This is a genomic window from Flavobacterium sp. ENC (assembly GCF_020991415.1).
In the GTDB taxonomy this organism is placed as follows: Bacteria; Bacteroidota; Bacteroidia; order Flavobacteriales; family Flavobacteriaceae; genus Flavobacterium.
This window is the reverse complement of the sequence record NZ_JAJMOY010000002.1, coordinates 736,743-750,363: the sequence shown is the minus strand read 5'-3', so window position 1 is coordinate 750,363 and position 13,621 is coordinate 736,743. Positions and strand designations below refer to the sequence as shown.

Sequence of the window (13,621 nt, the reverse complement as noted above, 5' to 3'; positions counted from 1 at the left end):
CATTTATTTTTTTCGGAAATGCAAATATCGTGAATTTTCACGGCTTAATTAAATATTTTGTACAGCATTTCTTTTAACAAGTCCGATTGCGATAATGCGTTAGCCCCGACTCCTTTACTTTTTACATCAATATCACGCAGTGCACCCACAATCTGACTCACTTTTCGCATTGGGTAATTCTTTACCGCCAAATCGTATTCCTTTAAAAAATAAGGATTTACGCCAATTGCTGCGGCGACATTCTTAGGGTTTTTATCTTTAAGTCCATGGTATTTCAAAAGCTGGATGAAAAATCCAAAAACTAGTCCCGTTGTCATTACCAGTGGATATTCTTTAGGATTATGTGCAAAATTTTCAGCAATTTTATAGGCTTTCAATTGATTTCGTTCGCCAATTGCCTTACGAAGTTCAAAAACATTATAGTCCTTACTGAAACCGATATTTTCTTCGATATGATTGGGCGTAATTACAGTTCCCTGAGGCAAAATAATCTGTAATTTTTCAAGTTCATTATTAATTTTACTCAAATCGGTCCCTAAAAACTCAACCAGCATGGCATTTGCTTTTGGATCAATGGTATATTTTTTTCCGGCAAGTACCCGTTTGATCCAGTCGCCTACCTGGTTTTCATATAACTTTTTACTTTCGTACACTACTCCGTTTTGAGCAAGTAGCTTGGTGACTTTTTTACGTTTATCAAGTGTTTTATATTTGTAGCAAAAAACCAAAACCGTAGTTTCCATCGGATTATTTACGTAAGACTCAATTTTATCAATGGTTCTGGACAAATCCTGTGCTTCTTTCACAATAACAACCTGACGATCAGCCATCATAGGATAACGTTTGGCCGTTGAAACTATATCTTCTACAGAAACATCCCTTCCGTACAGAACGGTCTGATTAAACCCTTTTTCTTCTTCTGACAGTACATTCTGTTCTATATATTCAGACAGTTTATCTATATAATAAGGTTCTTCCCCCATTAAAAAATAAATTGGCTTAATATTTCCGGCTTTTATATCGTTAACAATTTTTACAACTTCGTCCATTCAATCTTTTGTTTCAAGTTTAAAGTTTCAAGTTTAAACCTGAAACCTAAAACTATTTTAATATTTTTGCGCTATGCAGCAATTAAATTTCCCTACATATACTTTCCGATTCAAAAATAGCGAAAATAAAGTGTCTATTTTTGATGAAATCAGGAAAAAATTTATCATTCTTACCCCGGAAGAATGGGTTCGCCAGCATGTTGTTCATTATTTGATGAACGAAAAAAAATACCCAAAATCATTGATAAACGTAGAGAAGGTTCTTACGGTCAACGGATTACGAAAAAGGTATGATGTTGTTGTGTTTAATCCTGATGGCTCTATACATATATTAGTCGAATGTAAAGCTCCTGAAGTACGGATTTCACAGGCAACTTTTGATCAGATTGCACGTTATAATATGACAATGAAGGCACGGTTTTTGAATGTTACCAACGGTCTGAGTCATTTTTATTGTCAAATGGATTTTGAAAACGAAAAATATGAGTTTTTACAGTCGCTACCGGATTACAGGCAAGTTTAATAAATTATAAAAAAATACTTTTGGATAAAATAGCAGTCGTCATTTTAAATTGGAACGGGGTAAAATTGTTAGAGCAGTTTTTACCTTCCGTAATTCAATTTTCGGAAGAAGCCACCATATATGTTGCTGATAATGCATCAACAGACGATTCTGTAAATTTCGTCAAAGAAAATTTTCCAAACATTAAAATTGTCCAAAATAACGGTAATCATGGTTTTGCGAAAGGCTACAATGATGCCTTACTTCATATCGATGCCGAAATTTATGCTTTGGTTAATTCTGATATTGAAGTAACCGAAAATTGGTTACAACCTATTATTGAAACCTTTGCTCTTGAAAATCAAACTGCTATTATACAGCCCAAAATTCTTGATTTTAAAAATAAGGAATATTTTGAATACGCCGGTGCAGCAGGTGGTTTTATCGATAAATACGGATATCCTTACTGTCGTGGAAGAATTTTTGAAACTATCGAAAAAGATAACGGTCAATATGAGGATAATTGTGAATTATCATGGGCTTCCGGAGCCTGTTTTTTCATAAGAAAACAAGTGTATCACGAATTGGGAGGTTTTGATGAAACCTTTTTTGCCCATCAGGAGGAAATCGATTTGTGCTGGCGTGCCCTGAATGAGGGTTACATTATTAAATACAATTCCCAATCAACTGTTTATCACGTGGGAGGAGCCACTTTACAGCATGGAAATCCTAAAAAAACGTATTTGAATTTCAGGAATTCGTTATTAATGCTTGTCAAAAACCTTCCTAAAAAAGGACTCTTCTTTGTGATTTTCACGCGAATGATTCTGGATGGAATTGCAGCGATGCGTTTTGTAACACAGGGAAAATTCCGGCATACTTTTGCCATTTTGAAAGCACATTTTTCATTTTATTGCATATCTTTAAAATATATAAGAAAAAGAAAAGATTTTCAAATACAACAATACTATACCGTAAAAAGTATCGTTTACTTGTATTACATAAAGAAACTGACGGTATTTAAAGAAATCTTTAACAGAATTCAAAATATTAAAAACTAAATTTGTAATCAACGTCTAATTAAATTAAAATTATGAGAAAAATAGTAATTGCACTATCAGTATTAATGGCTTTAACATCGTGCGTTTCTAAAAAGGAATATGCAGCTTTGGAAGCTAAGAACAAAGAGATTCAGGACTTATTAAATTCTTGTACTGTAAAACTTAATTCATGTTTAGAAGAAAAAGCAGGATTGGCGGCTACGGCAGAAAGTTATAAACAACATAATCAGGATTTAATCAACAGCTCAAAAGACCTAACGGTATTAACTACAAAGGGTGCTGAAAATCTTGAAAAATCTTTAGAAAGTTTAAAAGAAAAAGATCTAAAAATATCAAGATTACAAGACGCTCTAACTAAAAAAGACAGTGTAACGTTAGCTTTAGTAACAAGCTTAAAAGGAGCTGTTGGAATCAACGATCCGGATATCGAAATCAACGTAGAAAAAGGTGTTGTTTTCATTTCTATTGCTGACAAATTGTTATTTAAAAGCGGTAGTTATGACGTAAGTGATAAAGCTAAATCAGTTTTGGCTAAAGTAGCTAAAGTGGTAAATGATAAACCAGATTTCGAATGTATGGTTGAAGGTCACACAGATGATGTTCCTTACAAAAGTAATGGTGTTTTGCTAGACAACTGGGATTTAAGTGTTAAACGTTCTACTTCAATCGTTCGTGTATTAACAAATGATTTAGGTGTTAACCCGGCAAAATTAATTGCTGCAGGTAGAAGTTCATATGTACCTTTAGTTGCTAATGATTCTCCTGAAAATAAATCACGTAACAGAAGAACACGTATTGTGGTTATGCCAAAAATCGATCAGTTCTATGATATGATTGAAAAAGAAATGAAAAAACAAGCGAAATAAAAAGCATTGTTTTCTTTATTATAAAAACAGAAAAAGCAGGTCTAATGACCTGCTTTTATGTATTCTTAACTTTTTTTAATAACCAATTAAATATAAATCAAGAATAGCATTATTTTCAATTAACTAACTAAATTTTAACTGATATTAAAGTTAGGGATTATTTTTTGATTATTATACAATTTCAGTTTTTTTTTACAAAATCCCAATATCGCCTTTTCCTTCTCTCACAATTACAGGTTCGTGTTCTGATAAATCGATGATTGTAGAACCCACATTATCTCCGTAACCACCATCAATTACAAGGTCTACCAGATTTTGCCATTTTTCAAAAATCAATTCCGGATCCGTTGTATATTCAATTACATCATCTTCGTCCCGGATTGAAGTTGACACAACGGGATTCCCCAATTGCCTTACTATTTCCAGTATTATATTATTATCAGGAACACGGATACCAACGGTTGTTTTCTTTTTAAATTCTTTCGGCAAATTGTTATTTCCGGGTAAGATAAAAGTATAAGGCCCAGGCAAAGCTCTTTTCAAAATCTTAAAAGTAGCTGTATCAATCTGACGCACGTAATCTGATAAATTGCTTAAATCATGGCAGATAAACGAGAAATTTGCTTTCTCCAGTTTTACGCCCTTGATTTTTGCAATTTTTTCTAAAGCCCTCGAATTGGTGATATCACAACCCAGCCCGTAGACCGTATCTGTTGGATAAATGACCAGTCCCCCATTCTGAAGCACTTTTACAACCTTTGCAATTGCAGCTTCACTGGGTTTATCGGGATATATTTTTATAAATTCGGCCATTTTTTTTGTTTAAAAGTTTAGTTTGTTTCAGGTTTCATGTTTCAAGTTAGTCAAAACAACCTGAAACACGAAACTTAAACATTATTTTATCCTACAACATCCAGTTTAGCAAATCGCAACAGAAGTTTTTTGATTCCTCCGACTTCAAATTTGATTTCGGCTTTTTTATCGGGTCCGGCGCCTTCCAGATTAACCACTTCTCCTTTACCAAAACGCTCGTGCATTACGATATTGCCGACAGTCAGCTTATTGTCAAATAAATTGGGAGCTCCGGCATTTGGATTGGTACCTGCAACCGGTTTTAATTTTCGGATATTCAAATCCGGCTTCGGTTCGTTGTCCGTTATGTATTTAGGTGGAGTTCCTCCTACCGGTTTTGCCAGTCGCAGTTTCGATTTGTCAATATCGCCAAAAATATCGCTGTCGATCATTGGCTTATAGCGATAGTTGCTTTCGGCCGGCGTTAAATATTCTAAATATTGCGGGTCAATTTCTTCCACAAATCGTGATGGTTCACTATCTGTTAGTTTTCCCCAACGGTATCGCGATTGTGCATACGTTAGATAGGCCTGATGTTCTGCACGTGTCAGTGCTACGTAAAACAGACGTCTTTCTTCTTCCAGTTCACTTCTTGTACTCATACTCATGGCACTCGGAAACAAATCTTCTTCCATTCCGACTACAAAAACATGAGGGAATTCGAGTCCTTTTGCCAGGTGAATGGTCATCAAAGCGACACGATCTTCATCGTTTGTATCTTTATCCAGATCTGTTGCCAGCGCTACGTCTTCCATAAATTCAGACAAAGCTCCTCTGGCGCCATCAATTTCTTTTTGACCCTCGGTGAAATCTTTTATACCGTTTAAAAGTTCTTCGATATTCTGAATTTTAGCCATTCCTTCGGGAGTAGCGTCTTTTTTAAGCTCCTGAACCAGTCCGGTTTTTTTTGCTACATAATCGGTAATATAAAAAGCATCCTGGTTCTGATCTATTACCTGAAAGCTCTGGATCATGGTTACAAAATCGTTTAGTTTTTGTTTCGTTCCCGAATTCAGTTTCAGGTCAATTTTATCAATATTGACCATTACTTCCCAAATCGATCTTTTGTAATGATTGGCTGCAATAGTCAGTTTTTCAACTGTTGTATCCCCTATTCCACGTGCCGGGTAATTGATCACACGAATTAATGCTTCTTCATCTTTCGGGTTAATCACCAAACGCAGATAACAAAGTACATCCTTGATTTCCTTGCGCTGATAGAAAGACAAACCTCCGTAAATTCTATACGGTATGTCTCGTTTTCTCAGGGCATCCTCCATAGCACGCGATTGCGCATTGGTACGGTATAAAATAGCGAAAGAACCGTTGTGCAATTGATTCTGCATTTTCTGCTCGAAAATTGTACTGGCTACAAAACGACCTTCTTCAGCATCAGTAAGGCTTCGGTGTACTTTTATTTTTGGTCCAAAATCATTGGCTGTCCAGACAATCTTATCTAATTTGGTTTTATTATGATCAATAATAGTATTTGCAGCTTCTACAATATTTCGTGTTGAGCGATAATTTTGCTCCAGTCGAAAAGTTTTTACGCCTTCGTAATCTTTCTGGAAATTCAGAATATTATTGATATTCGCCCCACGGAAAGCATAAATACTCTGTGCATCATCTCCTACCACACAAATATTCTGAAATTTATCTGATAAAGCCCTTACAATCAAATACTGGGAGTGATTGGTATCCTGGTACTCATCCACCAGAATATAGCGGAAACGGTTTTGATATTTGGATAAAACTTCCGGAAATCGGGTTAGCAATTCATTGGTTTTCAATAGCAAATCATCGAAATCCATTGCTCCGGCCTTAAAACATCTGTCGACATACTGCTGGTAAATTTCTCCTAACCTCGGTTTTTTTGCCATTGCATCTGCCTCCTGCAATTCCGGATTATTGAAATAGGCTTTTACTGTAATTAAACTGTTTTTATAACTTGAAATTCGGCCTAAAACCTGCTTTGGTTTGTAAACATCACGGTCCAGCTGCATTTCTTTTATAATGGAAGAAATCAGTCGCTGGGAATCCTGAGAATCATAAATGGTAAAATTGGAAGGATACCCCAAATGTTCTGATTCTGAACGCAATATACGTGCAAAAATCGAGTGAAATGTTCCCATCCAAAGGTTTTTTGCCTCGGCCGGTCCCACAATATCAGAAATCCTGTGCTTCATTTCACGAGCTGCCTTGTTCGTAAAAGTAAGCGATAAAATATTAAAAGCATCAACTCCCTGATGCATCAAATACGCAATTCTGATGGTTAAAACACGTGTTTTTCCCGAACCTGCACCAGCAATAATAATCATTGGCCCGTCTTTTTGCAGAACGGGTTCTCTTTGCGCTTCGTTTAGCTGGTCAATATATTTATGCATGAATTTTTTCTGTTTATGCAAAAATAAGAATTAAAGATGGAAAAAGAAAGTGACTAAGTGGCTATGATGAAGATACTAAGACAGTAAATTTTTAATAGTGTCCTAAAACAAAAAAACGTAACAGCCAGACTACTTATCAGGCGGTAGCTTACTTATAAAAAACGTCGTATGCAAAACGGATCAAAGTACCAATTACTACGACCAGAAAGAACATTCTGATAAAACCGTTTCCTTTATTAATGGCTAATTTAGCGCCTAACCAGCCACCCAGTGCATTACTTGCTGCCATTGGCAATGCAATTGCCCAAATTATCTTCCCTTTGAACATAAACAGACAAATCGAACCGAAATTCGTTGCCAGATTAACCATTTTAGCATTCGCGGAAGCATGCAGGAAATCAAAGCCCATAAGTGCTATAAAAGCTACTACCAAAAAACTTCCTGTTCCGGGGCCAATAAACCCATCATAAAAACCAACGACCATACTAATTGCCACCGCATATAAAATTTGTGTCTTATCAGAATGTTCTTTCGCAACATGCTGCCCGAAATTTTTCTTTGCATAGGTGTAAATCAGCAAAAGTGATAAAATAACCAGCAAAAGCGGTTTCATAAAATCATTGCTCACATAGGTTAATAAAGTAGAACCCAAAAAAGCAGACGGAACTGCCAGAAACATCATGATCAATAACAACTTCCACTGAATCACAACCTTTTTCAGGTATTGAAAAGCAGCAAAAGACGTTCCGCTGAAAGCCGGCAGTTTTAAAGTCCCGATAACGGTGGAAACAGGCAAGTTAGGTAACAGAATCAATCCCATTGGGGTTTGAATCAGTCCACCGCCTCCCACTATGGCATCAATAAATCCTGCCGCAAAAGCCGCTGTACAAAGTAAAATAATGATGTATGATTCCATTTCTGTCGTTTATCAGTAGGTTTGAAGAACTGTGCACAAAAGTAGAATTCCATTTTGTTTATTACAATAATTTTAAAGCGGATTTCTCGTCAAAAAGTATATTTTTGTTGAAAAATTACTAAAATGGATTTTACAAGAATTATAGAATTAGCAAGTTATACTTTACCAGCCATTGTTACCGGATTTGTGGCCTACAGTTTTTTTGAATTGCATATTAAAAACAACGACAGAAAGCGTGCTTTTTTGTTGAATAAACAAGCGCACAGCGAATCGCTGCCGATTCGTTTGCAGGCTTACGAACGCATGACTTTGTATTTAGAGCGCATCAACTTAACGAAACTGCTGATCAGGATTGCTCCTATTTCGAACGAAAAACATGATTATGAAAATTTTGTAATCGACCAGATCGAACAGGAATTCGAACACAATCTGACGCAGCAAATTTATATGTCTGACGAATGCTGGACTATTATTACAACTGCAAAAAACTCCACAATACAAATTATACGTAAAGCGGCCATGAGTGACCGCGTTGACAGCGCGGACAAATTGCGTGAAGTAATTTTGAATGATCTATTAGAAAAACAATCTCCAAGCAATGCCGCCTTGGGATATATCAAAAATGAAGTTGCTGAGTTGTGGTAGAATCCTGAATAGTACTCCACAGAAAATAGTCCTTTATAACACAATAAATCATTACTAATTGATATATAATACATTAAAGCAGATGTTCAGTTATGAATTCCTGCTTTTTTTATACCGAACTCCTTCATAATCTGAAGGAGTTTTTTTATGTTTCGTTTTTCTTCTTTCATAACAAAAAATCTCCTGCTCCTGTCATTTCTTTTCCAAAAGCATCTTATGCCCAGTAATTTTATTTCAGAATTACAGATGAAAAGCTAGCGTCGTTTGTTTTTCCACTTATTACTAAAATGATTTACGACAATAAAAACCAACATGTGTTTACATGATAAAGCGAGAAAGTTATTGTCTCCCCATTTATTTTAAACAATAAGCAAATCAACCAAAGAACAGGGAAGAAAACCGAAAAACCCTAAAAAAGAGTAGGTATCAAATCAACCAATAATATGTCTAAGATTTTAAACGTAGAAAACGGGGCTGTGTACGAAGGGTACGACAGTCTTGCGGCCTCAGAGTGGTGTACTCCCTCATTTCTGGGTTGTAGTATGTGCATTTCTGCCAGTGCTGTAAAAGGCCAGGTTACAATAACAATAGGATTAAAAACTCCTTTTGGAAATGTAACAAAAAGCTTTAGCTTTAATACCAACACGAGTTTCACGTGGCAGCCTTTTAGTAAATTCAAAATTACAGTGAGCATCACTAACTTCAATGAAGCCAGTGGTGTTTTTAGTTTTGACCTGGGTCTGAATCCATGTATAGACGTTCCGTTCCTTGGATGGAAATGTTTCAACTACAACCATACATTCTCTGTACCGTTACTGCTTGCCGGTATCCAAAGTGAGATAGATGACAGCCAGTTTACAAGTTTATTAACATTGCATGCCAGTGGTTCCCTAAATACAGACTGCCATTGCGATGATAAAGCCTCTCCATTATTGAAAGGTGATATCTACACCAACTATCTAAACAGTCAGGCTGGTTTTCCAACCATCCCAATTACACAATGTTTTCCAATACCAACGGTACAATGTGTTCCGACCATTACATCATGTGTAACAGGAATCTCTCCCATTTGTCTGACGCAACAGAATGCTAATGCAAATGTGGCTGCGATACCTACATTACCTGTAAATCAATGTATCCCGACAGTCTCCTGTATTCCAACATTATCTTGCATTCCAACAGCTTCGTGCACAGGAATACCTTTTATTTGCAATGGTGTCGCTCAAAATGCAGGTAATACTGCAAATGCAGAAAGCAGAACGCTGGTTTGCTTTCCAACCTATCCTCCGGTATGCAGATCGGTAAGCGGTACTGACGCAAATGCAAATGCTGCTGCTATACCTACTTTACCTGTAAATCAGTGCATCCCTACAGTATCTTGTGTTCCAACACTATCCTGTATTCCAACGGCATCCTGCACAGGAATACCTTTTATTTGTAATGGTGTTGCTCAAAGTGCTGGTAATTTAAATGCCGGACCACCGCACTCCGTATTCTGCATTCCAACAATGCCACAAATATGCGGAATCTCAGGAACTGCTTCTGATGCGAATGCTGCTGCAATACCAACCTTACCTGTAAATCAGTGTATCCCGACAGTATCCTGTATTCCAACATTGTCTTGTATCCCAACGGCATCCTGTACCGGAATACCTTTTATTTGTAATGGTGTTGCTCAAAGTGCAGGTAATGTAAATGTCGGGCCGCCACATACAACTTACTGTTATCCAACACTGCCACAGATATGCAAAGTTTCAGGAAATGCTGCTGATGTGAACGCTGCTGCAATACCAACATTGCCGGTAAATCAGTGCGTGCCTACAGTATCTTGTATTCCAACAGTATCTTGTATCCCTACAGTATCCTGTACCGGAATACCATTTATCTGCGGATAATACTTTAATTTAAAAAATCGCAGGATCTAAAAATCCTGCGATTCTTATTTAATCCTTAAATCTTACGTTATGCAATTAACCCCTGAAACCGTTTATCAGTACTTACATAAACGACAACTTATTGATGAAGATGCAGTGATTAAAGGCCATTTTATGGTACATCCCGTAAACACCAGGAATACCATCCTAAAAATAATCGTCAAGCCTGAAAATTCTCTTTTTGTCAAACAAATGGAAAAGGACATGGTTGCTGACGGCTTATTCCGAAGAGAAATCAATGCCTATACTTTACTTAAAAACAATACCGAATTTTCATCCATTGCGGCTCATGTTCCTAAACTTCTGGATCATGATGAGGATCACAATATAATGGTAACCGAACTGTTATACAATGCAAAAAACCTATACGAGCATTATATGCTTACCAAAAATTTCGACTTAAATCTTGCCCGCGGGCAAGCCGCTATATTATCAGCGTGCCATGTTGTACCTGATCCCCAAACAGATAATTCAATGTTTCCAAAAGCACTTCCCTGGGTATTGCAACTGGACCAGTACAATGCTGATCAGTTTTTTGTCAACAACGAGGCAAGCACCAGTATCATACAATTGATAAAAGAAAATTATGTTTTACAAAATACCTTAATCAATCTGGCAGTATCATGGAATTACACCCACTTTATACACGGTGATATTAAATGGATCAACTTTATGGCCATCCCAAATGAGAGTGGCTTTACACAAAAACTCATCGATTGGGAACTGGCAGATATTGGTGATCCGATGTGGGATGTCGCCGGATTAATGCAGTCCTATATTAGTGTCTGGCTTCTTGGATTCGATAATAATAATCCTGCGGGTTACCAGTTGCCTGAATACATGCAGCCTTATGATATCAAAAACACACAATCTTCTGCGCAGGCTTTTCTTTATGAATATATGGCCATACAAAATTATCCGCAATCAAGTTATAGTACCATTTTAATTCGAATGATACAGCTAACCGCTGCAAGGATTATCCAGACCAGTCTGGAAGGCATCACTTATAATTCAAAAATAGAGGCTAATAGCATGCGGTGCATTCAACTTGCCTTCAACATTATGAATGATCCTTTTACCGCCTTAAAGGAATTGTTTAATATAAAACTACAACAAGATTATGTTCCAGGATAAAACCATTGTAAAAGAACTCACCCGACTCGTCAGTCAGCTTCATATCTCGGACTCCGGTATTATATTTCGGGAAAAACAATACGCCATTACTCCCGAAAATGCGATGGGAAGTCTCATCGGCATCCTGTATTCGGAATGTTATGCTTTAAAGGAAACCTATCAGTCAGGTGAAAAAGAAAGAAAGCTTCATTTTAGCGAAACTAATGATGCTTTTTCAGAATTGCTGTCTCAAAATAATCACACGCAAAATAAAACAGAAAAAGACTGGGTGGTAAAAACCATTTATCCGAACGGTTATTTAGAAATAGCCAAACAGGCAAAAAACCGCATTATTCCCTTATCTTCTTTAATAGATATTCCTGTCGGATCAATTCCGGAAACAGGTCAGATCGCTACTGTATTTTTCCCAAAAGAAGACAAACACCGGCAGCCTACTTTCCATTATGTTTTTAGCAATCAGTCCCTGAATCCATCTCAGCATTTGACCCGCATTTATTGGAATTGTATTAGCGAAGGCGCTCCTGTACTTATTAATATCCTTACCAAAAAATTGAATTATTACAATATTCCGTTTCTCTTTAAGTGTCTGAACCATCCTGATTTATATTTTAGACGTGATGCAGCAGTACTTTATATAGAAGACGCTATTCTTCCAATAATCAAAATGTTATTACCGGAAGTTTGCGATGAGATGAAAGAGTATCTGGAACAAGATGTTCCGCTTTTTGCTTATCCGTATGCGAAAGGTGTCGGCATAGCAGAAAGTCCAAATGCACAGGAAAGTTTTGGAATGAACAGGGTAGCGATACTCGCAGAAACCTTATTCCAAACAGCCCATAAAAAGGTGGTCGCTGATGCAGTCGTTAATGAAATTGCAGCCGCTTTTGTGCAGAGAGGAATAGACCCGAAAGCCACCTTTCTCAATAAAGGATCAAAAATATCATTCAATTAAAAAACAACCATGGATTCAACTACAAATAAGAATAATTTCCTTGAAACGGCCTGGAATATTGGCACTCATTTAATGAAAACCAGTATCTGGCATAATACATCCTGTACCTGGCAAGGGTATTCTTTTGAGCCTCTCAATGGGACTTATCAGCCCGTAATCAAAACTTTTGGACCGGATGTGTATTCCGGAACCTCTGGCATTGCTTTATTTTTGGCTGCATTGTACTCCGAAAGAAAAGATCCCATTTTGATGAAAACGATAGAAGGCAGTATTGAACAGGTACGATCCACGATGGATCAGGCCTCCAATCATGGCTTCTATGCAGGAAAACCCGGGATAGCTGCAACATTAATAAAACTGGGAACAGCACTTGAAAAAAAAGACTGGATAAAAGACGGACTTGATTTGCTCGAAAGCATTCCCACAGATTCACTTCAGTCTTACGAAATCGACATTATAAGTGGGGCTGCCGGAACCATACCCGTTCTGCTGGATGCATATACCGTTTTCAAAAGACAGGAGTTTCTGGACAAGGCGGTTGCTTTAGGAAATTTATTATGTAATGCAGCAGTTAAAAACAACTCTATCTGGTCCTGGGCAACCGTTCCGTCTCAAAAAAACCTGACTGGATTTTCACATGGTTCTTCCGGTATCGCCTTGGCTTTATTACAATTGCATCAGGTTACCGGGAATCCTTCTTTTTTGGAAGCTGCTGAGGGAGGTTTTAATTACGAACGTCAGTCCTTCGATGTCTCACAGCAAAACTGGCCGGATTTTAGAGACGATGTCCGTTCAGGTTCCGCTGGAAATGTATGCGGCGTTGCATGGTGTCACGGAGCTCCGGGAATTACGATATCAAGGTTAAAGGCGAACCAGCTTTATCCAAACACTGTTTTTACCCACGAAATGAATATTGCCCTTACTACTACAGCCAATTCCGTTTATCATAGCCTGGTGGAAAATCTGAGTAATACCAATTACTCGATCTGTCACGGTATAGCAGGAAATGCAGATATTATACTGGATTGCGGAGGAATTGAATACCAACAACTTGCAGAAGCTGTAGGTAATGCAGGTATTAGTAAATATCAGGATAATAATATTCCGTGGTCTACCGGATTGAATTCAGGGCAATATACGCCCGGCCTTATGATGGGTATTGCCGGTACAGGTTATTTTTACCTTCGTTTGCTGAATAAAGACAAACATAAAAGTGTATTGATCCCCGAACTGGGACTCTCTTAATAAGATTAAAAAAATTCAACTACTATATTCATTAATCAAAAAAGCAGGAATCAATTGATTACCTGCTTTTTTTATTTTAAA

General features: G+C 37.2%; 12 protein-coding genes. 8 read left to right on the top strand and 4 right to left on the bottom strand.

Annotation, left to right across the window (positions count from 1 at the left end):
* Window positions 1–44: 44 nt before the first annotated feature.
* A complete protein-coding gene (gene holA / locus LPB89_RS07840; protein WP_230701212.1) occupies window positions 45–1,049 on the bottom strand; it encodes a DNA polymerase III subunit delta in 1,005 nt (334 codons plus the stop codon).
* 73 nt (window positions 1,050–1,122) lie between these two features.
* On the opposite strand from holA, the gene LPB89_RS07835 reads away from it, so the two are divergent.
* Genes LPB89_RS07835 through LPB89_RS07825 form a run of 3 tightly spaced genes read left to right on the top strand, consistent with a single transcriptional unit; the run spans window position 1,123 to window position 3,478 of the window.
* Window positions 1,123–1,572, top strand: a complete 450-nt coding sequence (locus tag LPB89_RS07835) for a type I restriction enzyme HsdR N-terminal domain-containing protein (RefSeq protein ID WP_230701211.1) — start codon at window positions 1,123–1,125, stop codon at window positions 1,570–1,572.
* 20 nt (window positions 1,573–1,592) lie between these two features.
* Window positions 1,593–2,612 carry a glycosyltransferase family 2 protein gene (locus LPB89_RS07830; RefSeq protein ID WP_230701210.1) on the top strand — a complete coding sequence of 340 codons (1,020 nt, stop codon included), beginning with the start codon at window positions 1,593–1,595 and terminating at the stop codon, window positions 2,610–2,612.
* Between the two features lie 32 nt (window positions 2,613–2,644).
* Window positions 2,645–3,478, top strand: a complete 834-nt coding sequence (locus LPB89_RS07825; protein ID WP_154340934.1) for an OmpA family protein — start codon at window positions 2,645–2,647, stop codon at window positions 3,476–3,478.
* A 192-nt stretch (window positions 3,479–3,670) separates the two neighbouring features.
* On the opposite strand, the gene LPB89_RS07820 is transcribed toward LPB89_RS07825, so the two are convergent.
* The 3 genes from LPB89_RS07820 to LPB89_RS07810 all read right to left on the bottom strand — a co-directional run bounded on the left by LPB89_RS07820 (window position 3,671) and on the right by LPB89_RS07810 (window position 7,630).
* Window positions 3,671–4,291, bottom strand: a complete 621-nt coding sequence (locus LPB89_RS07820) for an L-threonylcarbamoyladenylate synthase (RefSeq protein ID WP_132036854.1) — start codon at window positions 4,289–4,291, stop codon at window positions 3,671–3,673.
* A gap of 86 nt (window positions 4,292–4,377) precedes the next feature.
* Complete coding sequence (locus LPB89_RS07815) at window positions 4,378–6,714, bottom strand: ATP-dependent helicase (RefSeq protein ID WP_230701209.1); 2,337 nt, start codon at window positions 6,712–6,714, stop codon at window positions 4,378–4,380.
* Between the two features lie 148 nt (window positions 6,715–6,862).
* Window positions 6,863–7,630 carry a TSUP family transporter gene (locus LPB89_RS07810; protein ID WP_230701208.1) on the bottom strand — a complete coding sequence of 256 codons (768 nt, stop codon included), beginning with the start codon at window positions 7,628–7,630 and terminating at the stop codon, window positions 6,863–6,865.
* 123 nt (window positions 7,631–7,753) lie between these two features.
* Here LPB89_RS07810 and LPB89_RS07805 point away from each other — a divergent pair, with 123 nt between their 5' ends.
* The 5 genes from LPB89_RS07805 (at window position 7,754) to LPB89_RS07785 (ending at window position 13,540) form a co-directional block, all read left to right on the top strand.
* Window positions 7,754–8,275: a hypothetical protein gene (locus LPB89_RS07805; RefSeq protein WP_230701207.1), complete on the top strand. Its 522-nt coding sequence runs from the start codon at window positions 7,754–7,756 to the stop codon at window positions 8,273–8,275.
* A gap of 443 nt (window positions 8,276–8,718) precedes the next feature.
* Entirely contained in the window at window positions 8,719–10,170 is a 1,452-nt protein-coding gene (locus tag LPB89_RS07800; RefSeq protein WP_230701206.1) for a hypothetical protein, read from the top strand.
* A 69-nt stretch (window positions 10,171–10,239) separates the two neighbouring features.
* Complete coding sequence (locus tag LPB89_RS07795; RefSeq protein ID WP_230701205.1) at window positions 10,240–11,343, top strand: phosphotransferase; 1,104 nt, start codon at window positions 10,240–10,242, stop codon at window positions 11,341–11,343.
* Window positions 11,330–12,295, top strand: coding sequence for a T3SS effector HopA1 family protein (locus LPB89_RS07790; protein WP_230701204.1), 966 nt, complete (start codon window positions 11,330–11,332; stop codon window positions 12,293–12,295). The genes LPB89_RS07795 and LPB89_RS07790 overlap by 14 nt, the downstream gene beginning before the upstream one ends.
* A gap of 9 nt (window positions 12,296–12,304) precedes the next feature.
* Window positions 12,305–13,540 carry a lanthionine synthetase LanC family protein gene (locus LPB89_RS07785; protein WP_230701203.1) on the top strand — a complete coding sequence of 412 codons (1,236 nt, stop codon included), beginning with the start codon at window positions 12,305–12,307 and terminating at the stop codon, window positions 13,538–13,540.
* Window positions 13,541–13,621: the final 81 nt, after the last annotated feature.